Consider the following 22523-nt stretch of genomic DNA (forward strand, 5'->3'; position numbering starts at 1 on the left):
CCAGACCCGTACCGTGCCGTCTTCTCCGCCACTGGCCACGCGTCTCCCGTCAGGTGACCATGTAGCGCTCCACACCATGCGCTCGTGGCCGCGCATCCCTCGCCCCGTCCGCAAGGGGCGCGGGGAACTGCGCGAAAACCCGACCACCGGGCCCCGTCCGATCAGCTCGCCTCGCTCCCGCAGGGGCTCAGTGGCGGTGCATTCGTCCTGCTATCGCATGGCCCACGAACAGGTACACCACCGCCGCCAGCCCGTACCCCGCGACCACCCGCGCCCACGCCTCGTCGAACGTGAACAGGTCATGGGACCAGCCCGCGAGCCAGTCCGCCGCGCCGTGCACGAACCGCACCAACTCGTTGGCCCGGTTGGCGTCCAGCAGATACATCACAATCCACAGGCCCAGGATGAAGGCCATGACATCGGCGACGGCCGCGATGACCGTGCCGGCCTGATTGGCACCGCGATATCTAGACGACATGGACTGCGGATTGCCCGAACCCCCGTCCGCAAACGTCACCCGAACGGCCCTGTCGGGGCGGCGTACCCCCGTGGTGCGGGTGAGGCTGCCGGTAGAGCAGCCGTCCCCGCCGAGGTCCGGAGGAACCCGTGCCCGCACCTGTACACCACCGCCCCCGCCCCCGCATACGCTCCCTCGTCCTGACCCTCACCCTGTGCACCACCCTGCTCGCCGGCGCCACCGCGTGCGGTACCAGCAGCACCGCGCAGGAGGCCGCCGCCTACATCGCCGTGGCCACGCCCTCCCCGTCCACCCCGGCGGAACGCCAGAAGTTCGCCAAGACCCGCTTCGTGGCGAACGCCGGCCTCGCTGCCGGGGCGACGTACCAGTGGATCGTGAAGCCGTGGAAGGCGGGCGCGTTCAAGAAGGGCGCCAAGGGCCGGAGCGCCGCACTCGTGAAGGCGGGCCTCGCGGGCACCTTCGCCTACAACCGGCTCAAGGCGGCCCAGCGCAACGCGCAGGGCGACCCCGCGCTCGCCAAGGCCCTCGCCCCGCTCGGCGCCGCCATCGACTCGCTGAAGGGCCTGCCGGCCCGGCTGCGCGGGGGCGACGAGTCGGCCGCCGGCGCCTTCGACGACGTCATCGGCAAGGTGAAGGGCGCGGGAAGCCGCGCGGGCGCACCCGTCGGCAACCAGGTCCCGACCACCCGCCAGCTCGCCGGGGGCTGACCTGAGTCTTCCTCACATCTCGTACACTCCTGTCGAGTTGATCATTTCACTCGACAAGGACGCGCATCTTGGCCTCTGCCCGGCTCCGCCGCACGACCCGTCTCGCCGCCACCTCGACGGCCCTCGCCCTCTGCCTCCTCCCGCTGTCCTCGGCCCCCGCCCTCGCGGCCGGCACGAACCCCTCCGCCCCGCATCTCGACGCCGTCGAGAAGACGTTGCGCGAGGTGTCGCCCGGCCTCGAGGGCCAGGTGTGGGAGCGCACGGAGGGCAACCGGCTGGACGCCCCGGCCGACGACCCCTCCGGCTGGCTGCTCCAGACCCCGGGCTGCTGGGGCGACGCCGGCTGCGCGGAGCGGGTGGGGACCAAGCGGCTGCTGGCGAAGATGACCGAGAACGTCGCACGGGCCCGGCACACCGTGGACATATCCACCCTGGCGCCGTTCCCCGACGGGGCGTTCGAGGACGCGATCGTCTCCGGGCTCAAGAGCGCGGTGGGCAACCGCGGTTCGGGCGACCGGATCAAGGTGCGGATCCTGGTGGGTGCCGCGCCGATCTACCACCTGAACGTGCTGCCGTCGAAGTACCGCGACGAGCTGGTCTCCCGGCTCGGCGACGCCGCCGACGGCGTCAGCCTCAACGTGGCCTCCATGACGACCTCCAAGACCGGGCTGTCCTGGAACCACTCCAAACTGCTCGTCGTCGACGGCCAGTCGGCGATCACCGGTGGCATCAACGGCTGGAAGGGCGACTACATCGACACCACGCACCCGGTGTCGGACGTGGACCTCGCCCTCACCGGCCCGGCGGCGGGTTCGGCGAGCCACTACCTGGACCAGCTCTGGTCCTGGACGTGCCAGAACAAGAGCAACCTGACCAAGGTCTGGTTCGCCGCCTCCGCGCAGGCGTCCTGCATGCCGACCCTGTCCGACTCCACCGCGCCCTCCTCCCCCTCCTCCCCGCCCGGGGACACCCCGGTGATCGCCGTCGGCGGACTCGGCGTCGGGATCAGGGACCGCGACGAGTCCTCGACGTACGGCCCCGAGCTGCCGACCGCCCCGGACACCAGGTGCGGTGTCGGCCTGCCCGACCACACCAACGCCGACCGCGACTACGACACGGTCAACCCGGAGGAGAGCGCCCTGCGGGCGCTGGTGGGCAGTGCGACCAGCCACATCGAGATCTCCCAGCAGGACATGAACGCCACCTGCCCGCCGCTGCCGCGCTACGACATCCGGCTGTACGACGCGCTGGCCGCGAAGATGGCCGCCGGGGTGAAGGTCCGCATCGTCGTCAGTGACCCGGCCAACCGCGGCGCGGTGGGCAGCGGAGGCTACTCGCAGATCAAGTCGCTGGCCGAGGTCAGTGACGTCCTGCGGGCGCGCCTGACCCGGATCACCGGCAGCCGGGCGAGTGCCGACGCGGCCATGTGCGGCACCCTCCAGCTCGCCTCCGCCCGCGTCGCCGACAGCGCGACCTGGGCCGACGGCAAGCCGTACGCGCAGCACCACAAGCTGGTGTCGGTGGACGGCTCGGCCTTCTACCTCGGCTCGAAGAACCTGTACCCGGCCTGGCTGCAGGACTTCGGCTACATCGTGGAGAGCCCGAAGGCGGCCTCCCAGCTGGACGCCGAACTGCTCACCCCCCAGTGGAAGTACGCCCAGCGCACCGCCACCTACGACTACGCCCGCAACACCTGCCCGTCCTGACCGGGACGAGCACGAACTCCCGCTGTTTTCCTAGGCGTTGAGTTCGGCCAGCACGCGCAGGGTGTGAGGGTCCGGGGACAGTGCCAGAAGGTCTGTCACCGGGCCCTCGCGCCACGACTCCAGGCGCTCCGCGATGCGTTCACGCGGGCCCACCAGGGAGATCTCGTCGGCGAAGGCGTCGGGGACGGCCAGCACCGCCTCCTGTCTGCGCCCCTCCTGGAACAGGCGCTGGATGCGGCGCGCCTGCTCCTCGTAGCCCATGCGGGCCATGAGGTCGGCGTGGAAGTTGCGGGCCGCGTGGCCCATGCCGCCGATGTAGAAGCCGAGCATCGCCTTCACCGGCAGCAGGCCCTCGGCCACGTCCGCGCACACCCGTACCTGGGCCATCGGGGCGATCAGGAAACCCGGCCGCAGGTCGGTGAGTGCCGCCTCGTAGGCGCCCGGGCGGTTCGGGGCCCAGTACAGAGGGAGCCAGCCGTCCGCGATCCGGGTGGTCTGCGCCACGTTCTTCGGGCCCTCCGCGCCCAGCAGCACCGGCAGGTCCGCGCGCAGGGGATGCGTGATCGGCTTGAGGGGCCTGCCGAGTCCGGTGCCGTCCGGGCCCGGGTAGGGCAGGGGGTGGAAGCGGCCGTCCAGCGCCACCGGGGCCTCGCGGCGCAGGACCTGGCGCACGACCTGCACGTACTCCCGGGTCGCGGTGAGCGGCGAGGCGGGGAACGGGCGGCCGTACCAGCCCTCGACCACCTGCGGCCCGGACAGGCCGAGGCCGAGCATCATCCGCCCGCCCGACAGATGGTCCAGGGTGAGCGCGTGCATCGCGGTCGTGGTGGGGGAGCGGGCCGCCATCTGGGCGACCGCCGTCCCCAGTCCGATCCGTGACGTCCCCGAGGCGATCCAGGTCAGCGGGGTGAAGGCGTCCGACCCCCAGGACTCGGCGGTCCACACCGAGTCGTACCCGAGCCGCTCCGCCTCCTGGGCGAGGGAGAGGTGGTGCGCCGCCGGGCCGCGACCCCAGTAGCCGAGTGCCAGTCCTAGTCGCATCCCGCCTCCGCGCGAACGGTCGTTGACGGTCCGTCAGGTCGTGTCGTGCGACTGTAGGGCAACGGCCCCCCGCCCGGAAGGGCGAGGGGCCGTCGAAGCGGGTGGCGGGTCAGCCGCGCTGGATGCCGCTCGTGTCCTGGAGCACACCGCGACGACCGTCCTGCGTCTGCGCCACCAGGCCCGGACCGCGCTGCTCGACGGCCAGGTACCAGGTGCCCGGGGCGAGCTCGGCGATCGGGTTCGGCGAGCCGTCCTCCCCGTACAGCGGACGCGGCACCGGCACCGCGAACCAGAACGGCGCGAAGTCGGAGGCCGCCGCGGCCGCCTGCGGCTGCGCCGCGGCCTGGGGCTGCATCTGCGCCTGCGGCTGGGGCGCGCCGAAGGCCTCGCCCTGCTGCGGCTGCGGGCCGCCGAACGACTGCTGCTGCTGGACGCCCGGGTAGCCGTAGCCGGCGCCCTGCTGCATGCCGTAGGGCGCCGGGGCGGCGGGCTGGGGCGCCGACAGGAGCGCGGCGTTCAGGGCTGGGACCAGCGGGGTGGCGATCGCGGCGCCCGCCAGCAGCAGGGCGGCGATCAGGCCCAGGATGAGTCCGGCGCCCGCGCCGACGTCCGCGCCCTGGTAGACGTCGCTGAACGCGCCCAGCGGGTCCAGGATCGTCCAGAACGACGTCCACGCGGCGAAGACGGTCAGGGCGACGCCGACCTGGCCGAGGTCGAGGCCGATGACCTTGCGCGGCTGCGGAAGCGCGCGGGTGAGGACGATCAGAACCGCGCCCACGATGCCGGCGACGTACATGCTCATCACGCGGCCGAGGTCGTCCCAGGCGTTGAAGCTCTTGCTGCCGGAGCTGTCGAACATGTCCAGGAACGACGCGATGAACAGCAACACCGCTGCTCCGATCACCACGCCGTCGCCTCTAGTGAGGGAGCGGATATTCACTTCGGGTCCTTCGTCTGTCGTCTGAACGTCGTAGTGGAGGCGTCGCCGTCACCGCCTCGGCCGTGTCGGCCGGTGGCGCTGTGCTGGGCGCGGGGGTGGCCCCTCATCGTCGGGATGACACTATCGTCTGCCCGGCGCGGGTGTCCGCCCGGTTCGGATCGTTGATCGCTACCCGCGCAGGAAGCCCACGATTCCCTCAGAGATCCCTTGCGCCGCCTTCTGCCGCCACGCGCCGCTGGTGAGCTGCGCCGCGTCCTTGCTGTCGCGCATGTTGCCGCACTCGATGAACACCTTGGGGACCGTCGACAGATTGAGGCCGCCGAGGTCGCCGCGCACGACCAGGCCCGTGCCGTGGCCCAGGTAGTTGGAGGGCGCGCTGCCCGTGGCCCGGACGAAGCCGCCCGCGATGTGCTCGCCGAGGGACCGCGACGGGGCCACGATCGGCCGGGTGTCCGCCGCGCCCGAGCGCACCGCGTCGGGAAGGATGACATGGAACCCGCGGTCGCCGGCCGGGGCGCCGTCCGCGTGGATGGAGATCGCCGCGTCGGCGTGCGCCTGGTTGCCGATCCGGGCCCGCTCGTCCACGCACGGGCCCCAGGGCCGGTCGCCGTCCTGGGTGAACTTCACCGTGGCGCCCTGCTTCTGGAGGGTCGTGCGCAACCGCCGTGCCACGTCCAGCGTGAACCGGGCCTCGGTGTAACCGGAGTTGGTGGCCGTCCCGGTGGTGTCGCACTCCTTGCTGTTCGTCCCGATGTCCACCTTGCGGCCGATCTCCGAGGCGTGCCGGAAGTTGCCCGGGTTGTGCCCCGGGTCGATGACCACGACCTTGCCCGCGAGGGAGCCGGAGCCGGCGACGTGGGCACCCGGTGTCGCGGCGGGCGGCACGGCGGGCCGCTTGGCGTCGTCCTGCCCCGGGGACGCGGTGCCGGAGGCGGTGGTGGCCGGGGAGCTCTTCGCCGACGCCGCGCCCGAGGGGCCGTGACCGGGGGCGGCCACGGCCTCGTAGACCAGCCATCCCACCACCGCGGCCGGCACCAGCGCGGCCAGGGCGAGGGTCAGCGGACCGCGCCGGGTGCGGCGGGGCTCGGGGGCATCGAACTCGGGACCTGCGTACGACATGACTGCGACCCTAACGGCCACCCGGCTCCGGCCGTGCGCGTGACACCGGGACGCGTCGGAAGCGAGGCGTCGGAGAGCGAGGCGTCGGCACCGGGAGCCCGGCGGCGGGCGGCGCGTGGCCGACGGCGTGTGGCCGGCGACGGGTGCCCTGCCCGCTACCGCTCCGCGGGCGCCGTCCGCCGCAGCACGCGCAGGGAGCCGGTCGCCGACACCTCCGTGAACTCACCGGACTCCAGCGCCCGCAGGTACACGCGGTACGGCGCCTGGCCGGTGAACTCGTCCTCCGGTTCGGGGAAGACGTCGTGGATGACGAGCAGCCCCTCGGGCGCGACGTGGGGGGCCCAGCCCTCGTAGTCGGCGCCTGCGTGCTCGTCGGTGTGGCCGCCGTCGATGAAGACCAGGGCGAGGGGGGAGTTCCACAGCGCCGCGATCTGCGGGGAGCGGCCGACGAGCGCGATCACGTGCTCCTCCAGACCGGCCCGGTGCAGGGTGCGCCGGAAGGTGGGCAGGGTGTCCATCAGGCCGATCTCGGGGTCGACCGTCTCCGGGTCGTGGTAGTCCCAGCCCGGCTGCTGCTCCTCGCTGCCGCGGTGGTGGTCGACGGTGAGCGCGCTGACCCCGGCGGACCGGGCGGCGTCGGCCAGCAGCAGGGTGGAGCGCCCGCAGTACGTGCCGACCTCCAGCAGCGGCAGCCCCAGCCGCCCGGCCGCCGCGGCGGCCTCGTACAGCGCGAGTCCCTCGTGGCGCGGCATGAACCCCTTGGCGGCCTCGAACGCGGCCAGGGTCGTGGGGTCGGGCGCCGGGGACATGAGGGCTCCTTGGGAGGTGGCGTACGCGGGTGCAGGCGCCCATGCTGCCGCACCCCCCGTCGCGTGGGCGAACGGGGGGTGCGGGTGCGTCACCGGTCGGGGTGACCGTCAGGCGGTGGGACCGTCAGGCGGTGACCGTCTCGCCGGGCAGGGACAGGTCCAGGGGCACCGTGCCGTCGTCGCCCGGGTGGGTGGCCGAGGAGGCGTGGGGGCCGTGGCCGGTGGCCATGGCGGCGACCACGTAGGGCCCCTCGCTCGGCACGGCCAGCGCGTAGCTGCCGTCCTGCGCCGACAGCGTGGCGCCGGCCTGGCGGCCCCGCCGGTCGATCAGCGTGACCTTGGCGCGGGCGACCGGAGCGCCGTCGGCGCCCAGGACCCGGCCGCGGAAGCCGCGCAGGGCCTCCTCGGCGCGCTCCAGGGCCGCGTCCTCCTCGCTGCTGGCGCGCAGCTGCGGCACGGCGGCCGGGCGCTGGCGGGGCAGGAAGAGGGCGAGCAGCAGGCCGAGGGCGACCGCGGCCGTGGCGATCAGGAAGGAGACGCGGAAGCCGTGCATGGTCGGGATCGTGAAGCCGTGCACCGTCTGCGCGGTGTTGGTGAGCACCATGCCGATGACGGCGCTGGAGACCGAGGTGCCGATGGACCGCATCAGGGTGTTCAGGCCGTTGGCCGCGCCCGTCTCGGAGGCCGGGACGGCCCCGATGATCAGCGCGGGCAGCGAGGAGTAGGCGAGGCCGATGCCGGCGCCGATGACCACCGAGGTGACCACGGTCTGCCAGGCCGCGTCCATCAGGCCCAGGCCGCCGCCGTAGCCGATGCCGATGATCACCAGGCCGGTGATCAGGGTCGCCTTGGGGCCGTAGCGGGCGGACAGGCGGGCGTAGACCGGCGCGGTGAACATCATCGTCAGGCCCAGCGGGGCCACGCACAGACCCGCGACGACCATCGACCGGCCCAGGCCGTAGCCGGTGGCGGAGGGGAGCTGGAGCAGCTGGGGCAGGACGAGCGAGATGACGTAGAACGAGACGCCGACCATGATCGAGGCGAGGTTGGTCAGCAGCACCTCGCGGCGGGCGGTGGTGCGCAGGTCCACCAGCGGGGCGCTGATGCGCAGCTCCATCACGCCCCACAGGACGAGGACGACGGCGGAGGCCGCGAACAGGCCGAGGGTGGTGCCGGAGGACCAGCCCCAGTCGCTGCCCTTGGTGATGGGCAGCAGGAGCAGCACGAGGCCGGCCGACAGGCCGATCGCGCCGAGCACGTCGAAGGTGCCCTCGGCGCGGGCGGGGGACTCCGGTACGACCAGGAGGGTCAGCACGATGGCCAGGACGCCGAGGCCGGCGGCACCGAAGAACAGGGCGTGCCAGTCGGTGTGCTGGGCGACCAGGGCCGCGGCGGGCAGCGCGAGTCCGCCGCCGACGCCGATCGAGGAGCTCATGAGCGCCATCGCCGAGCCGAGCTTCTCGCGGGGCAGCATGTCGCGCATCAGGCCGATGCCGAGGGGTATCGCGCCCATCGCGAAGCCCTGGAGCGTACGCCCGACGATCATCGGGAGCACGGCGTCGGTGAGACCGCTGACCAGCGCGCCGACCACCATCACGGCCAGGCTGGTGAGCAGCATCCGCCGCTTGCCGTAGAGGTCGCCGAGGCGGCCCATGATCGGCGTGGCCACGGCGCCGGAGAGAAGGGTGGAGGTCAGGACCCAGGTGGCGTTGCTGGGCGCGGTGCCCAGCAGCTGCGGCAGGTCCTTGATCACCGGGACGAGCAGGGTCTGCATGACTGCGACAACGATGCCCGCGAAGGCGAGCACCGGCACGAGCGCGCCGGAGGGCCTCCGTGTGGGCTGGTCGGTCGTTGTGGGCGTCATCGGGTGGGGCCTCCAGGCCGGGAGTGGAGCGGTACGTGTACGTCGACACGGGGACCGGGGTCGACGAGGTGGGGAGCGGGCGGTGTGTAAGCCCCGCGTAAGCCTCGGAGGGGTCAACCCGGTATGCCTGGGCAACTATTCCGATGCTTCGGCCCACTAACGAATCCTTGACCATTCCATGGGTTACTGAACCGCCGTCAGGCGCTGGCCAGTTGGTGGAACGTGTTCTACTCTGCGCGCCATGACGTCCTACGTGGTCGGTGTCGGCATGACCCGCTTCGAGAAGCCCGAGACCCGGCAGTGGCAGTACTGGGACATGGTCCGCGAGGCGGGGAACGCGGCGCTCGCGGACGCCGGCCTCACCTACTCCGATGTGGAACAGGTTCCTGTCGGCTACTGCTTCCAGCCCTCCACCGCCGGACAGCGCGCCGCCTACGAACTCGGCCTGACGGGGGTTCCCGTCTACAACGTCAACAACAACTGCGCCACCGGCTCGACCGCGCTGATGCTGGCCCGGCAGTTCGTGGAGGGCGGCGCCGGCGACTGCGTGCTGGCGCTGGGCTTCGAGAAGATGCGGAAGGGGTCCCTCGGCTCGGGCACCGGCGGAGAGGACCTCGCCGCGTCGCCCGTGGCCCGGCACTACGGGATCATGGCCGCCCGGCACGGCTTCGAGAAGGCCCCGCCCACCGCGCAGCTCTTCGGCGCCGCCGCCCGCGAGCACATGGAACTCCACGGCACGACCGCGGCCCAGCTGGCGGCCGTGGCCGCCAAGAACCACCGGCACTCGGCGCACAACCCCTACGCGCAGTTCAGGGACGTGTACGAGGTGGACGAGATCCTCGCCGCCCCCACCGTGCACCGCCCGCTCACCCGGCTCCAGTGCTCACCCACGTCGGACGGCGCCGCCGCCGCGGTGGTCGTCTCCGAACGGTTCGCCCGGCGCCGCGGCCTCACCGACCGGGCCGTCGAGATCGTCGCCCAGGCCATGGCGACGGACACCGAGGAGAGCTTCGCCTCCGGCTCGTGCATCGACGTCGTGGGGCAGCCGGTCAGCAGGGAGGCGGCACGGCAGGTCTACGAGCGGGCCGGGTGCGGCATCGAGGACGTCGACGTCGTGGAACTGCACGACTGCTTCTCCGTCAACGAGCTGCTCACCTACGAGGCGCTCGGCATGTGCGCGCCGGGGGAGTCCGGCAAGCTGGTCGAGTCGGGCGCGACGACGTACGGCGGGCGGTGGGTGGTGAACCCGTCCGGCGGCCTGATCTCCAAGGGCCACCCGCTGGGCGCCACGGGCCTCGCCCAGATCGCCGAACTGGCCTGGCACCTGCGCGGCGAGGCAGGCCCCCGCCAGGTCGAGAACGCCCGCACAGCCCTGGCCCACAACATAGGCCTGGGTGGCGCGGCAGTGGTCACCCTGCTGCGCGGCCGACCACGCTGAGGCCTCCCGGGCGCGCACCAAAGGCGCGCGGGGAACTGCGCGACCGGCCACGACGGCGCCGCGGTCGAACGACGGCCCGGTGAGCCGTGACGCCGGTCCGCGCCTGAGCGGGCATGGTGCAAGGGCCTTTCAGGGCCGGCCTGTCGCTGGGCGGTTGGGCGCGCTCCGAAGGGGCGCGGGGAACTGCGCGACCGGCCACGACGGCGCCGCGGTCGAACGACGGCCCGGTGAGCCGCGATGCCGGGCCGGGCCCTGAAAGGGGCCCTCAGAGCCAGCCCTGTTGCCGGGCCTCCCGGACCGCCTCCATGCGGTTGCGGGTGCCCGTCTTGCCGATCGCGGCGGACAGGTAGTTGCGGACCGTCGACTCGGACAGATGCAGCCGCGCGGCGATGTCGGAGACCGTCGCCCCGTCCACGGCCGCCTTCAGCACGTCGCACTCGCGCGCCGTCAACGGGTTGGGTCCCGCGCTGAGCGCCGCGGTGGCCAGCGCCGGGTCGACCACCGTCCCCCCGGCCAGCACCCGCCGTATCGCGGCCGCCAGTTCCTCCACCGGACCGTCCTTGACCAGGAAGCCCGCCGCGCCCGCCTCCATCGCGCGGCGCAGATAGCCGGGCCGCCCGAAGGTGGTCAGGATCAGCACCCTGCAGTCCGGGACCCGCCCGCGCAGCTCGGCCGCCGCCTCCAGACCGCTCATGCCCGGCAGTTCGATGTCCAGCAGGGCCACGTCCGGGCGGTGGGTGAGCGCCGCGTCCACGATGGCGTCGCCCCGCGCGACCTGCGCGACGACCTCCATGTCCTCCTCCAGACCGAGGAGCAGGGCGAGAGCGCCGCGCATCATGCCCTGGTCCTCGGCGAGGAGGACTCGGGTGCGGGCCGGCGACCGGTGATGTGAGGGCATCTCATCCACGGACCCAGCGTAGTCTCGGTGACCCGCCCACCCGCCCGGGGCGGCGAGCGTGCGCCGGCTGCCGCGCCGACCCTCAGCCGCGGGCCGCGTGCGCGGAGTCCTCCACCGGGAGTTCCGCCGTCACCGTGAACCCACCGCGGGGGCACGGGCCCGCGTGCAGCGAGCCACTCGCCGCGGCGAGGCGTTCCGTGAGGCCCTTCAGACCCGTCCCGCCGACCCCGTCGGCACGGGTGGCGGGCTTGTCGCCCGCGCCGTTGTCCGTGACCGTCAGCCGCACCCGCTCGGGCGTCCCCTCCACCGCGATCTCGCAGCGGGTGCCGCCGCTGTGCCGTACCGCGTTGGTCACCGCCTCGCGGACCACCCACCCCAGCAGCGCCTCCGCCTGCGGCACCAGGGGCGGACCCGACCGCCGCAGAACCGGTTCGATGCCCGCTGCGGTCAGAGCCGAGCGCGCCCGCTCCAACTCCGTGGCCAGGCTGCCCTCCCGGTAACCCGTCACGGCCTCCCGGATCTCCGTGAGCGCCTGGCGCCCGACGGATTCGATGTCGCCGACCTGGGTGAGCGCCGCGTCCAGGTCGCGGGGCGCCAGACGCCGGGCCGCCTCCGACTTCACCACGATGACCGAGAGCGTGTGGCCGAGCAGGTCGTGCAGGTCGCGGGAGAAGCGCATCCGCTCCTCCTCCACCGCGCGCCGGGCCAACTCCTCCCGAGCGGAGCGCAGTTCGCGCACCGCCTCGGACAGGGACAGGATCGCGGCCGTGACCACCGTGGAGATCCAGGTGGCGTACGCGATGCTCAGGCCGCTCCAGCCCTCGCGGACGCAGGAGACCGTGCCCGCGAGCAGGGCCACCGCCGTGCCGACGCTGCGCAGCGACGTCCGCATGGCCGCGCCCGTCGCCAGGCCGAGCAGCGGGAAGAAGTACAACCAGTTCCCGCCGTAGCCGATGGCCAGAGCGCAGGTCACCACGGCCATCAGGCCGAGCGCCACCCGGGTGGACAGCGCCTCGCGCGCCTCCTTCACGAAGGAGCGGAAGGAGACGTAGATGTAGAGCGAGTTGAACGTGAACAGGCCGAGACCGCCTATCCACGGGTTCGGGGTGCGGCCCTGGAGGAGGTTGGAGAAGGCGCCCATCCCCAGCAGCAGCCAGGGCAGCAGGGTGAAGCCGGACTGTGGCGGCCCCAGCCTCTCGGGCAGGGTCCCCGCCTTGCGGCCCGCGCGGTACTCGGCCTTGAGGCGCTCCTTGTTCTCCTTGTACCAGCGCTGCTGCTCCCGCCCCTGCCGCAGTGCGGACCGCGCCCCCTCCACGTGCCAGGAGACCGCGTGTCCGACCCGGCGTGGGATTTCGCGTACCCAGGACATGTCCCGCCTCCCTCGGTCAGGCGTGCGCCGCGCTGCGGCGGTACGACAGCACAGCGTACGAGCCGAAGACCGCCAGCCAGCCGGCCAGGACCAGCGTCGCGCCGAGCGCAGGGGCGCGGCCGTCGGCGATCGCGGTACCGAGCCGGGCGAAGCCGCTCGTCGGGGTGCAGGCGGAGACCGCGCGCAGCCAGCCCGGGAACAGGGAGATGGGGAACCACAGGCCGCCGAGCACGGCGAGCCCCAGGTTGCAGATCATGTTCACCACCCCCGTGGTCTGCGCGGTCAGCCGGTAGCCGTTGCCGAGCCCGAGCAGGGTGAAGGGAACCGAGCCCAGCCACAGCAGCAGGGCGATCGCCGCCCACTGCCACACGGCGAGTCGTACGCCGTTGACCAGACCGCCCGCCGCGAGCACCGCGACGATCGCGGGCAGCACCGTCACCGAACCGGTCAACGCCCGCCCGACGACGACCTGGCGCGGGGTCATCGGGGTCACCCTCAGCTGCCGCAGCCAGCCGACGGCACGGTCCTCGGCGACCCCGCCACCGGTGTTCAGGGCCGAGCCGACGGCGCCGTACGCGGCCATCCCCACCATGGAGGCGGCCTTCCAGGAGCCGTCGCCGCCACCGAGGTTGGTGAACAGCAGGTACATCATCACCGGCATCGCGATCCCGCCGATCACGAAGCCCACGTCGCGCAGGGTCCGGCGCACTTCCAGGCGCAGGTAGTCCAGCATCACACCGCCTCCGTCTTCCGCGTCGACTCCGTCCGCGTCGGCCCGGGCGCCGTCAGGGCCAGGAACGCGTCGTCCAGCGACGCGGGGGCGACCCGCAGGCCGCGTATCGCGTCCTGCCGGGCCAGCGCGACCACCGTCGCGTCCGAGTCGTCCGTCCGCAGCAGCGCCCGGCCCCCGCGCACCTCCACCGACCGCACCCCGGGCAGCAGGGCGAGGCCCTCGGCGCCGGTCCCGGCCAGGTCGACGGAGACCAGGCTGCCCCCGGCGGCCCGCCGCAGCTCCTCGCCGGTGCCGTCGGCCACGACCCGTCCGCGGTCGACGACGACGATCCGGTCGGCGTACGCGTCCGCCTCCTCCAGATGGTGCGTCGAGAACAGCACGGTGTGCCCGAGCCCCGCGTACGCCCGCATCGCGTGCCAGAAGGCGTGCCGCGCCTCCACGTCCAGCGCGGCCGTCGGCTCGTCCAGGACGAGCAGCGCGGGGTTCCCGGCCAGCGCCACCGCGAACCGCACCCGCTGGGTCTGTCCGCCCGAGAGCCGGTCCACCCGCCGCCCGGCCAGTTCGGCGACCCCGGCCAGCTCCAGGGCCCGCGCCACGGGCATCGGGGCCGGGTAGCGGCCCGCCACGAACGCGACCAGTTCCCCCACGGTCACCCGGGGGACCGCCCGGGCCTCCTGCAGCATGGCGCCCACCCCGCCCGCGAGCACGGCGCGTTCCGGGGTGGTGCCGAAGAGCCGCACCGTGCCCTCGTCGGGCTCGTTCAGGCCGAGCAGAAGCGAGAGGGCGGTGGACTTCCCGGCGCCGTTGCGGCCGAGCAGCGCGACCGTCTCGCCGCTCGCGATCCGCAGATCCACCCCGTCGACGGCGCGCACCGCGCCGTAGGTCTTCACCGCCCCGGTGAAGGACACGGCCGGCGGTGCCCCCGCCGCCGTCCGCTCCCCGGTCGGTCTCGTCCCGGCCGGCGTCGTCCCGGCTGTCTTCTTCATGCCCACGACGCTACGGAGAGGGGCGCGCCCGCGGCAGAGGCGCTTGTACGGACCCCGGCGGTACGAATGTCACGGGTGGCGGGCCCGGCCGCTCCGGGCCGGGCCGCCGGCTGACGCGGTGTCAGCGACGGTCTTCACAAGTCACAGGGGCTGGGCTATACAGGGATCGCCGTACTGGAACGCGTTCTAGAACGGGCGGGTTCCACGGCCCGTGACGACCCCGGTGCGGCCGACGGTGCGGACGGCCGTGCCGGGGTCTTGCCCGCCAGCGTCAGGAGCGCCATGCCCATCGATGCAGCCAAGGCCCTCGCGGCCGAGCCCCGGACCGCCGAGATCGGCTGGGACAGCAGGGACGTCCAGCTCTACCACCTCGGCATCGGCGCGGGCCGGCCGGCGACCGACCCCGCCGAGCTCCGCTACACCCTGGAGTCCCGGCTGCAGGTCCTGCCGAGCTTCGCCACCGTCGCCGGCACGGGCGCACCGGGCGGTCTCAGCGCGCTGTCCCTGCCCGGCGTCGAGGTCGACCTCGCCCGCATCCTGCACGGCGGCCAGTCGCTCACCCTCCACCGCCCCCTGCCCGCACAGGGCCGGGCGACCGCCACCGGCCGCCTCGCCGCCCTCTACGACAAGGGGAAGGCCGCCGTCCTCGTCCTGCGCACCGACGTCAGCGACGCCGAGGGGCCGTTGTGGACCAACGACTCGCAGATCTTCCTGCGCGGTGAGGGCGGCTTCGGCGGTGAACGCGGCCCCTCCACCCGCCTCGAACCGCCGACCGGCGCACCCGAGCAGGTGGTGGAGCGCCCGATCCGCGAGGACCAGGCGCTGCTGTACCGCCTGAGCGGCGACTGGAACCCCCTGCACGCCGACCCCGAGTTCGCCCGGCTCGCCGGCTTCGACCGGCCCATCCTGCACGGCCTGTGCAGCTACGGCATGACGCTCAAGGCGGTGGTGGACACCCTGCTCGACGGGGACGTCACCCGCGTCCGCTCCTACTCCACGCGCTTCGCCGGGGTCGTCTTCCCGGGCGAGACCCTGCGCATCCGCCTGTGGCGGCAGGAGGGTTCGGTACGGGCCGCCGTGAGCGCGGTCGAGCGGGACGACGCCCCCGTCCTCGCGGACACGTTCGTCAGGTACGCCTGAGCCCCCGTACGTCTTCAGCACGTCCCCAGCTACGTCCTCAGCGAGTCGTCAACACGTCTTCAGCACGTCGTCGGTACTTCTTCGAGGGGAGCCGCACCCATGCGGGCAGCCATTCTGCACGAGATCGGCCAGGACAAGCTGGAGGTCCTGGACGACGTCGAGGCGACGGGCTTCGGCCCCGGCAAGGTCAGGATCCGGGTGCACGCCACCGGGCTGTGCCACTCGGACCTGTCCGCGATGAGCGGCGTCCTGCCGCAGCCCGCCCCCTTCGTACCCGGACACGAGGGCGCGGGCGAGATCCTCGAGGTCGGCGAGGGCGTACGCGAATTGAAGCCCGGTGACCGGGTGCTGGTGTGCTGGCTGCCGTCCTGCGGCGCCTGCCCCGCCTGCCGACGCGGCCAGACCCACCTGTGCCTGGCCGGGTTCATGAACGCCGGCACCCCCAACTTCAGGCGCCCCGGCGGCGATGTCTTCGGCTTCGCGGGCACCGGGACCTTCGCCGAGGAGGTCGTGGTCGACGCCGGCTGCGCGGTGCCCGTCCCGGACGACGTGCCGTACGACATCGCCGCCCTCATCGGCTGCGGCGTCACCACCGGGCTCGGCGCCGCCCTCAACACGGCGGGCCTGGAGGCCGGTTCGTCCGTCGCCGTGATCGGCTGCGGCGGCGTCGGCATCTCCGCCGTCCAGGGCGCGCGACTGGCGGGCGCCGCCGAGATCGTCGCCGTGGACCCGGTGCCCTCACGCCGCGAGGCGGCCCTGCGCTTCGGGGCCACCCAGGCGGTGGCGCCCGACCAACTGCCCGACGCCAAACAGCGGATCACCGGCGGCGAGGGGTTCGACCACGTCTTCGAGGTCGTGGGCAGGTCCGCCACCGCGCGCACGGCCTACGAGAACACGCGGCGCGGCGGCACCCTCGTCGTGGTGGGCGCGGGCGCCATGGACGACCACCTCCAACTCAACATGTTCGAGCTGTTCTTCGACGAGAAGCGCATCCTGCCCTCGATGTACGGCGGCGGGGACGTGCTGCGGTCCTACGAGCGGACCATCGCCCTGTGGCGCGCCGGACGCATCGACCTGGCCGGACTGATCACGCACCGGGTGCCGCTCGCCGGGATCAACGAGGCGCTGGAGCAGATGCGCACGGGTGCGGCGCTGCGCACCTGCATCGAGATCTGAGCCGCCTTCCCCCTGGTGCCCACGATGCTCCTGCCGCATCGCCGCATCGCCGCATCGCCGCATCGCCGCATCGACACACCGACGCTCCCGACGAGAGGACTCCGATGTCGCAGCCACTGGAAGGGCTGTCCGCGATCGTGACCGGCGCGGGCCGGGGCCTGGGCCGGGCCGAGGCGCTCGAACTGGCCCGGCTCGGCGCGGCCGTCGTCGTCAACGACTACGGGCAGCCGGGCCGGGACGGTTCGGGCGAGGCGTCCGCCGCCCCCGCCGAGGACGTCGCCGCCGAGATCCGCGCGGCGGGCGGCCGGGCCGTCGCCCACACCGGGGACGTCGCCGACTTCGAGACGGCCCGCGAGCTGGTGGAACGGGCGGTCACCGCGTTCGGCAGGCTGGACGTCCTGGTCAACAACGCGGGCATCCTGCGTGACCGCATGGTCTTCTCGATGGCCGAGGACGAGTGGGACTCGGTCATCCGGGTCCACCTCAAGGGCCACTTCAACACCACCCGCTTCGCCGCCGCCCACTGGCGGGAACGCTCCAAGGCGGCGGGCGCACCGGTGTACGGGCGGATCGTGAACACCTCCTCGGAGGCCTTCCTCGCGGGCTCGGCGGGTCAGCCCAACTACGCGGCGGCCAAGGGCGGGATCGTCGGCCTGACGACGTCGACGGCGCTCGCCCTCGCCAAGTACGGGGTGACCGCGAACGCCATCTGCCCCCGGGCCCGCACCCGGATGACCGAGGACGTCTTCGCCGCCCTCGCGCGGCCGGAGGACGGCCTCGATCCGCTCGCCCCCGAGCATGTCGCCCCGCTCGTCGGCTACCTGGCCTCGCCCGCGGCCGCGCGGATCAACGGGCAGCTCCTCGTCGTGCACGGCGGGATGGTGGCCGTCGCGGAACGGCCGCGGGTGGGGGCGAAGTTCGACACCAAGCAGGACGCGTTCACCTACGACGAACTGGACGCGCTGCTCACCCCACACTACGCCCAGCGCCCGGAAGGGGAGACGTTCGCGGCGGCGCAGGTCCTCGCCCTGCGGCACGAACGCCCGTGAGGCAAGGGCGACGACAACGGCGGCGGCCCCGTCCGTCGAGTGACGGACGGGGCCGCCGCCGACGCGTCAGGCCTGACCCTGCTGCTCGTCCGGCTTGCGGTGCCGGCCGTGCGGCGTCTCCTCCTGGTCCTGGACGGAGACCGAGCCACGGTGTCGGCCGTGCCCCGGGTACTCCTCCGTCTCGATGTCCACAGGAGCTGTGGTGCTCGTCTCGCTCATGGTGGTACTCACCCCGTCAACCTGATCTTTCGTACAGCCGGGCGAGTCTAACGGGCGGCTGCCACGGCGACGTCAGGGGTCGGAGCGCGTGTCGGGGTCGGGCCCGAGGCGGGCACCGGAGCCACGGCGCCGACCACACCCCCGGCCGTCGCCCGGAGCGGGGCCGGGGGAACGGGCGCGGCCGTGGCCCGGAGCGGGGTCGTGGGCGCAGGTACGGCCGTGGCCCGGAGCAGGGCCGAAGGCGCGGATGAGGTGGGCAACAGCGAGGGCGACCGGCCCGCGGCCGGGGCGAGCGAGGCCGTGGCCGGGGTCCCGCGACCGCCGATGCGCCCCTCCCCGTCCCCGAGCGGCCTCCTGCGCGTCTCGACGGGGATCACCCCGTGCCGCACCCACACCAGGGGACTGTGCTCGCCCACCCCCGACGGCTGCCGCCGCCCCGACGCAACCGCCCCCGGAGCCGTCGTACCGCTTCCTTGGCCGTCGCCGCCCCGATGTATCGGCCTCTCCCAGGCCCGTTCCGCACCCAGCCGCGCCACCGCCTTCGCCGGCGCGGCCGCCGTACCACCGCTCTGGGTTTCGCCCCCTCGGTGCGTCGGCCCCTCCCCGGGACGTGCCGTACCCCGACGCAGCAGCGCCTGCTGCAGCGGTACCGGTCGTGTCGCATCCCGTTGCACGGTCGAGGGTCGGCCGGACGGGCCCCCCGCGCTGCCGGTCGAGGTTCCGCCCGTCGCCGGCGGGAGCGGGCGGGCGGGGGCCGTGAGGCGGGCCACCCCGCACCGCACCGCCCCGTGGGCGTACGGCAGTCGCAGTTCGCCCTCCCGGGTCCACAGGCCCGCGCCCGCCAGCCAGCCCTCCGGCGCCGCGAAGTGGTGCAGACGGCGGTCCGCAGGGCGCCACACCCCCACCCAGCGGCCGGTAGGGCCCTCGATCCGCAGGGCCACCGCACAGCCCTCCGGTGTCAGCGCCTGACCCGGCTGGATCGCGAACGGCACGGTCGGGCAGCCCAGGCGCAGGCACTCGGGGAAGCGCACCGGCAGCGCGCTCCCCAACACCCCCCAGCCCAACCGGTCCTGGCCGGGCTCCGGCGCGTCCGAGCGGATCAGCAGCAGCCCGCTGTCCGGGTCGGCCAGCAGCAGACGGTCGTTGCTCCCCTCCGCGATCTGGAGCAGCGGCGAGACCTCCCCGCCGCGCGCCAGATCGACCACGACCGTCTTCGTCGGGCCCCCGTCCTCGGTGCGATCCAGCGCCAGCAGCCGGCCCGCCCGGTCCAACCACACCCCGCCCGAGCACCGGCCCGGCACCAGGGCCACCCGCCGCGGCCCCGACCGCCCGTCGGTGACCAGCCACACCGCCGTCGCCCCGGCGCCCGTGGCGAGCGCGTACGCGCGGTCCCCACCCGGCACCGGCGGCAGCAGCCGCAGCGCCCGGGCCGGGTCCTCCAGCACACCGAGCGGCAGTTCCCCGGTCCCGGTACCGGCCGGGTACAGCAGGGAGAACCGGTGCCCCCCGGGCACGGCCCGGTGGATCAGCACCCGCCCGTCCGCCAGCGGCTGCACCTCGGTGCCGGGCTCCTCGGGCTGCGGGCCGGGCAGCGGCACGGCGTACGGCTCCGGGCCGTCCAGCGTCCAGCGCTCCGGGAACCAGGACGGTCCGGCCGGCGCGAGCCGCGCCGCGTAGGCCCCGTCCGCGGTGATCACGCACCCGGACCGGACCGCCCACGGGTCCCCGTCCGCCGTCGCGGTCACCGTCGCGGTCCCTGCCGCGGGTGCGGTCCCCGCCGCCGTCGCGAAGGCACATTCCGTCATCGTTCGGTCACCTCCGGCGAAGAAGGTAGTTATCCCCACGCGCTTGTGACCCCCACCGGGGTCCACTTCACACATAAGGGTGTTCGTGCGGCCGTTCCCTGGAACAAGAGGGGGCGGATGTGCTGGACGACGGGGCGCACGGTGTCCGCCGCACCACCCCCGCCCCGGAACGACCCGTGGCCGGTGGGCTCAGCACCGGGGGCAGGTAGCCTTTCCCCGTGCCCCGTCTGTCTGAAGTCATCACCGCCCTGGAGACCCTGTGGCCCGCAGAGCGGGCCGAGTCCTGGGACGCGGTCGGTACGGTCACCGGCGACCCCGACCAGGAGGTCTCCCGGGTCCTGTTCGCCGTCGACCCCGTCCAGGCGATCGTCGACGAGGCGGTGACGCTGGGCGCGGACCTCCTGGTCACCCACCACCCCCTCTATCTGCGCGGGACGACGACCGTGGCGGCCGCCACCTTCAAGGGCCGGGTCGTGCACACCCTCATCAAGAACGACATCGCGCTGCACGTCGCGCACACCAACGCCGACCGCGCCGACCCGGGCGTCAGCGACGCGCTCGCCGGAGCACTCGACCTGCGGGTCCTGCGCCCCCTGGAAGCCGACCCGTCCGACCCCGACGGCCGCCGCGGCATCGGGCGCGTCTGCGAGCTCGACCACCCGCTGACCGTCCGCGAGCTCGCCGCCCGCGCCGCGCGGCGGCTGCCCGCCACCGCCCAGGGCATCCGCGTCTCGGGCGACCCGGACGCGCTGGTGCGCACCGTCGCCGTCAGCGGCGGCTCCGGCGACAGCCTCCTCGACTCCGTCCGCGCGGCCGGCGTCGACGCCTTCCTCACCGCGGACCTGCGCCACCACCCGGCGTCCGAGTTCATGGCGGCGGGCGCCCACCGTCCTCTCGCGCTGCTCGACGCGGCGCACTGGGCCACCGAATGGCCCTGGTGCGAGCTGGCCGCGGGCCAGCTCGACGAGATCTCCGACCGTCACGGATGGGGCCTTCGCGTCCACGTCTCGAAGACGGTCACCGACCCCTGGACCGCGCACGCGGCCTCCCCCTCGACCTCGACCGACACCCCTGGAGCCCCCAACTGAACGCCGCGCCCGCCGACCAGATCCGACTTCTCGACGTCCAGGCCCTGGACGTACGCCTCCAGCAGCTCGCCCACAAGCGGAAGTCCCTGCCCGAGCACGCCGAGATCGAGTCGCTGACCAAGGACCTCACCCAGCTGCGCGACCTGCTGGTGGCCGCGCAGACCGAGGAGAGCGACTGCGCCCGTGAGCAGACCAAGGCCGAGCAGGACGTGGACCAGGTGCGCAAGCGCGCCACCCGCGACCAGCAGCGCCTGGACTCCGGCGCGGTCACCTCCCCGAAGGACCTGGAGAACCTCCAGCACGAGATCGTCTCGCTCGCCAAGCGTCAGGGCGACCTGGAGGACGTCGTCCTCGAGGTCATGGAGCGCCGCGAGTCCGCGCAGGAGCGGGTGGACGAGCTGACCGGGCGGGTCGCGTCGGTGCAGTCGAAGATCGACGACGCCACCGGGCGCCGGGACGCGGTCTTCGAGGAGATCGACGGCGAGGCCGCCTCGGTCACCAAGGAGCGCGAGGTCGTCTCCGGCTCGGTGCCCGCCGACCTGCTCAAGCTGTACGACAAGCTGCGCACGCAGCAGGGCGGCGTCGGTGCGGCCAAGCTGTACCAGCGCACCTGCCAGGGCTGCCGCCAGGAGCTGGCGATCACGGAGCTGAACGAGATCCGCACCGCCGCCCCCGACACGGTGGTGCGGTGCGAGAACTGCCGCCGCATCCTGGTGCGCACCTCCGAGTCCGGTCTGTAGTCCGGGCCCCTCGAAGGCGTACGGGGCGTACGGCGTGCGGGAGTTCATCGTCGAGGCCGACGGCGGGTCCCGGGGCAACCCGGGACCCGCCGGGTACGGCAGCGTGGTGCTGGACGCCGCGACGGGCGAAACGCTGGCGGAGCGGGCCGAGTTCATCGGTGTCGCCACCAACAACGTCGCGGAGTACCGGGGGTTGCTGGCCGGGCTGTGCGCGGCCCGCGCACTGGACCCGCAGGCCCGCGTCCACGTCCGCATGGACTCCAAGCTGGTCGTGGAGCAGATGGCCGGCCGCTGGCGGATCAAGCACCCGGACATGCGGCCCCTGGCCATGCGGGCCGCCGCCGTCCTGCCGCGCGAGCGGGTGACGTACGAGTGGATCCCGCGCGAGCGGAACAAGCACGCCGACCGCCTGGCCAACGAGGCGATGGACGCCGGGACCTCGGGGACCCCGCCGGAGTCGGAGCCGGAGCTGGAGCCGCGGCCGACCCCGGCCGCCGCCGCACCGGACACGGGGGACGCCGACGTCCGCGCCGCCCGCCACGTCGCCACCGCCCCGGCCGCCGGCCGCACCCCGCCCCCCGACCTGGGCGCCCCCGCCACCTTCGTCCTGCTGCGGCACGGCGAGACGGCCCTCACCCCGCTCAAACGGTTCTCCGGCAGCGGCGGCGAGGACCCGTCCCTGTCCGAGGCGGGCCGCCACCAGGCACAACGCGTCGCCGGGGCCCTCGCGGCCAGGGGGAGCATCCAGGAGATCATCACCTCCCCCCTGGCCCGCTGCCGGGAGACGGCCGCCGTCGTCGCCGCGCGCCTGGGGCTGGAAGTGAGCGTGGCGGACGGCCTGCGCGAGACGGACTTCGGGGCGTGGGAGGGCCTCACGTTCGGCGAGGTCCACCGCCGCCACCCCGACGACATGGCCGCCTGGCTGACCGACCCGGACGCCGCGCCCAGCGGCGGCGGCGAGAGCTTCGTGGCCGTCGCCGACCGGGTCGCCGCCACCCGGGACGAGCTGCTCGCCTCCCGCGCGGGCCGCACGGTCCTGCTTGTCTCGCACGTCACCCCCATCAAGACCCTGGTCCGCCTGGCCCTCGGCGCGCCCGCCCGGGCGATGTTCCGCATGGACCTGTCGGCGGCGTCCCTGAGCGCGGTGGCGTACTACGCGGACGGCAACGCCACCGTCCGCCTCCTCAACGACACCTCGCACCTGCGCTGAGGCGCCCC

Annotated in this window: 21 protein-coding genes and 1 pseudogene; 9 read left to right on the plus strand and 13 right to left on the minus strand. The window is 73.8% G+C overall.

From position 1 onward, the window contains the following. Nucleotides 1-96, minus strand: a 96-nt coding sequence (locus AB0C59_RS30125; protein WP_363010296.1) for a WD40 repeat domain-containing protein, incomplete at its 3' end; no start/stop codon positions are given. Between the two features lie 91 nt (nt 97-187). Continuing rightward, complete coding sequence (locus tag AB0C59_RS30130) at nt 188-478, minus strand: hypothetical protein (protein WP_363010298.1); 291 nt, start codon at nt 476-478, stop codon at nt 188-190. A gap of 128 nt (nt 479-606) precedes the next feature. Between AB0C59_RS30130 and AB0C59_RS30135 the strand changes: the two genes are divergently transcribed. Further along, on the plus strand, nt 607-1185 hold the full coding sequence (locus tag AB0C59_RS30135; protein ID WP_363010178.1) for a hypothetical protein: 579 nt from the start codon (nt 607-609) through the stop codon (nt 1183-1185). Between the two features lie 68 nt (nt 1186-1253). After that, nucleotides 1254-2891, plus strand: a complete 1638-nt coding sequence (locus AB0C59_RS30140; protein ID WP_363010180.1) for a phospholipase D-like domain-containing protein — start codon at nt 1254-1256, stop codon at nt 2889-2891. Between the two features lie 30 nt (nt 2892-2921). On the opposite strand, the gene AB0C59_RS30145 is transcribed toward AB0C59_RS30140, so the two are convergent. From AB0C59_RS30145 to AB0C59_RS30165, 5 genes are all read right to left on the minus strand, one after another. Further along, the gene (locus AB0C59_RS30145; RefSeq protein WP_363010182.1) at nt 2922-3932 is read right to left on the minus strand and encodes an LLM class F420-dependent oxidoreductase; all 1011 of its coding nucleotides are present in this window, start codon (nt 3930-3932) and stop codon (nt 2922-2924) included. A 109-nt stretch (nt 3933-4041) separates the two neighbouring features. Beyond that, on the minus strand, nt 4042-4872 hold the full coding sequence (locus AB0C59_RS30150) for a hypothetical protein (RefSeq protein WP_363010184.1): 831 nt from the start codon (nt 4870-4872) through the stop codon (nt 4042-4044). A gap of 168 nt (nt 4873-5040) precedes the next feature. Beyond that, nucleotides 5041-5991, minus strand: coding sequence for an N-acetylmuramoyl-L-alanine amidase (locus AB0C59_RS30155; protein WP_363010186.1), 951 nt, complete (start codon nt 5989-5991; stop codon nt 5041-5043). A gap of 155 nt (nt 5992-6146) precedes the next feature. After that, nucleotides 6147-6800, minus strand: a complete 654-nt coding sequence (locus AB0C59_RS30160; RefSeq protein WP_363010188.1) for a class I SAM-dependent methyltransferase — start codon at nt 6798-6800, stop codon at nt 6147-6149. Between the two features lie 124 nt (nt 6801-6924). After that, nucleotides 6925-8664 carry an MFS transporter gene (locus tag AB0C59_RS30165; protein WP_363010190.1) on the minus strand — a complete coding sequence of 580 codons (1740 nt, stop codon included), beginning with the start codon at nt 8662-8664 and terminating at the stop codon, nt 6925-6927. Nucleotides 8665-8905: 241 nt separating this feature from the next. On the opposite strand from AB0C59_RS30165, the gene AB0C59_RS30170 reads away from it, so the two are divergent. After that, the gene (locus AB0C59_RS30170; RefSeq protein ID WP_363010192.1) at nt 8906-10102 is read left to right on the plus strand and encodes a lipid-transfer protein; all 1197 of its coding nucleotides are present in this window, start codon (nt 8906-8908) and stop codon (nt 10100-10102) included. Nucleotides 10103-10367: 265 nt separating this feature from the next. Here AB0C59_RS30170 and AB0C59_RS30175 read toward each other — a convergent pair whose 3' ends face one another. The 4 genes from AB0C59_RS30175 to AB0C59_RS30190 all read right to left on the minus strand — a co-directional run bounded on the left by AB0C59_RS30175 (nt 10368) and on the right by AB0C59_RS30190 (nt 14010). Beyond that, nucleotides 10368-11000, minus strand: coding sequence for a response regulator transcription factor (locus AB0C59_RS30175; protein ID WP_363010300.1), 633 nt, complete (start codon nt 10998-11000; stop codon nt 10368-10370). Nucleotides 11001-11082: 82 nt separating this feature from the next. Further along, nucleotides 11083-12369 carry a sensor histidine kinase gene (locus AB0C59_RS30180; protein WP_363010194.1) on the minus strand — a complete coding sequence of 429 codons (1287 nt, stop codon included), beginning with the start codon at nt 12367-12369 and terminating at the stop codon, nt 11083-11085. Between the two features lie 16 nt (nt 12370-12385). Next, nucleotides 12386-13102 carry an ABC transporter permease gene (locus tag AB0C59_RS30185; RefSeq protein WP_363010196.1) on the minus strand — a complete coding sequence of 239 codons (717 nt, stop codon included), beginning with the start codon at nt 13100-13102 and terminating at the stop codon, nt 12386-12388. Then, complete coding sequence (locus AB0C59_RS30190) at nt 13102-14010, minus strand: ABC transporter ATP-binding protein (RefSeq protein ID WP_363010302.1); 909 nt, start codon at nt 14008-14010, stop codon at nt 13102-13104. The genes AB0C59_RS30185 and AB0C59_RS30190 overlap by 1 nt, the downstream gene beginning before the upstream one ends. A 360-nt stretch (nt 14011-14370) precedes the next feature. Between AB0C59_RS30190 and AB0C59_RS30195 the strand changes: the two genes are divergently transcribed. From AB0C59_RS30195 to AB0C59_RS30205, 3 genes are all read left to right on the plus strand, one after another. Beyond that, nucleotides 14371-15228: a MaoC/PaaZ C-terminal domain-containing protein gene (locus AB0C59_RS30195; RefSeq protein ID WP_363010198.1), complete on the plus strand. Its 858-nt coding sequence runs from the start codon at nt 14371-14373 to the stop codon at nt 15226-15228. Nucleotides 15229-15327: 99 nt separating this feature from the next. After that, on the plus strand, nt 15328-16404 hold the full coding sequence (locus tag AB0C59_RS30200) for a Zn-dependent alcohol dehydrogenase (protein WP_363010200.1): 1077 nt from the start codon (nt 15328-15330) through the stop codon (nt 16402-16404). 104 nt (nt 16405-16508) lie between these two features. Further along, the gene (locus AB0C59_RS30205) at nt 16509-17453 is read left to right on the plus strand and encodes a 3-oxoacyl-ACP reductase (protein ID WP_363010202.1); all 945 of its coding nucleotides are present in this window, start codon (nt 16509-16511) and stop codon (nt 17451-17453) included. A gap of 66 nt (nt 17454-17519) precedes the next feature. On the opposite strand, the gene AB0C59_RS30210 is transcribed toward AB0C59_RS30205, so the two are convergent. Both AB0C59_RS30210 and AB0C59_RS30215 read right to left on the minus strand, forming a co-directional pair. Beyond that, nucleotides 17520-17672, minus strand: coding sequence for a hypothetical protein (locus AB0C59_RS30210; protein WP_363010204.1), 153 nt, complete (start codon nt 17670-17672; stop codon nt 17520-17522). Nucleotides 17673-18421: 749 nt separating this feature from the next. Further along, nucleotides 18422-19477 (minus strand): annotated as a pseudogene (locus tag AB0C59_RS30215) (hypothetical protein); the annotation flags it as partial. Nucleotides 19478-19695: 218 nt separating this feature from the next. Here AB0C59_RS30215 and AB0C59_RS30220 point away from each other — a divergent pair. The 3 genes from AB0C59_RS30220 to AB0C59_RS30230 are packed head-to-tail and all read left to right on the plus strand — an operon-like array spanning nt 19696 to nt 22515. Continuing rightward, entirely contained in the window at nt 19696-20565 is an 870-nt protein-coding gene (locus tag AB0C59_RS30220; protein ID WP_363010206.1) for a Nif3-like dinuclear metal center hexameric protein, read from the plus strand. After that, nucleotides 20562-21305 (plus strand): C4-type zinc ribbon domain-containing protein, encoded by a 744-nt coding sequence (locus tag AB0C59_RS30225; protein ID WP_363010304.1) that lies wholly within the window; start codon nt 20562-20564, stop codon nt 21303-21305. Before AB0C59_RS30220 ends, AB0C59_RS30225 begins: the two co-directional genes overlap by 4 nt. Before the next feature lie 34 nt (nt 21306-21339). After that, the gene (locus AB0C59_RS30230) at nt 21340-22515 is read left to right on the plus strand and encodes a bifunctional RNase H/acid phosphatase (protein WP_363010209.1); all 1176 of its coding nucleotides are present in this window, start codon (nt 21340-21342) and stop codon (nt 22513-22515) included. Nucleotides 22516-22523: the final 8 nt, after the last annotated feature.

The organism is Streptomyces sp. NPDC048664 (assembly GCF_040650555.1).
Classification (GTDB): Bacteria; Actinomycetota; Actinomycetes; order Streptomycetales; family Streptomycetaceae; genus Streptomyces.

Coding starts and splice junctions, on each gene's coding strand:
- AB0C59_RS30130 (WP_363010298.1), bottom strand. CDS start 478: ATGTCGTCTAGATATCGCGGTGCCAATCAGGCCGGCACGGTCATCGCG.
- AB0C59_RS30145 (WP_363010182.1), bottom strand. CDS start 3,932: ATGCGACTAGGACTGGCACTCGGCTACTGGGGTCGCGGCCCGGCGGCG.
- AB0C59_RS30155 (WP_363010186.1), bottom strand. CDS start 5,991: ATGTCGTACGCAGGTCCCGAGTTCGATGCCCCCGAGCCCCGCCGCACC.
- AB0C59_RS30160 (WP_363010188.1), bottom strand. CDS start 6,800: ATGTCCCCGGCGCCCGACCCCACGACCCTGGCCGCGTTCGAGGCCGCC.
- AB0C59_RS30165 (WP_363010190.1), bottom strand. CDS start 8,664: ATGACGCCCACAACGACCGACCAGCCCACACGGAGGCCCTCCGGCGCG.
- AB0C59_RS30170 (WP_363010192.1), top strand. CDS start 8,906: ATGACGTCCTACGTGGTCGGTGTCGGCATGACCCGCTTCGAGAAGCCC.
- AB0C59_RS30175 (WP_363010300.1), bottom strand. CDS start 11,000: ATGCCCTCACATCACCGGTCGCCGGCCCGCACCCGAGTCCTCCTCGCC.
- AB0C59_RS30180 (WP_363010194.1), bottom strand. CDS start 12,369: ATGTCCTGGGTACGCGAAATCCCACGCCGGGTCGGACACGCGGTCTCC.
- AB0C59_RS30185 (WP_363010196.1), bottom strand. CDS start 13,102: ATGCTGGACTACCTGCGCCTGGAAGTGCGCCGGACCCTGCGCGACGTG.
- AB0C59_RS30195 (WP_363010198.1), top strand. CDS start 14,371: ATGCCCATCGATGCAGCCAAGGCCCTCGCGGCCGAGCCCCGGACCGCC.
- AB0C59_RS30200 (WP_363010200.1), top strand. CDS start 15,328: ATGCGGGCAGCCATTCTGCACGAGATCGGCCAGGACAAGCTGGAGGTC.
- AB0C59_RS30205 (WP_363010202.1), top strand. CDS start 16,509: ATGTCGCAGCCACTGGAAGGGCTGTCCGCGATCGTGACCGGCGCGGGC.
- AB0C59_RS30210 (WP_363010204.1), bottom strand. CDS start 17,672: ATGAGCGAGACGAGCACCACAGCTCCTGTGGACATCGAGACGGAGGAG.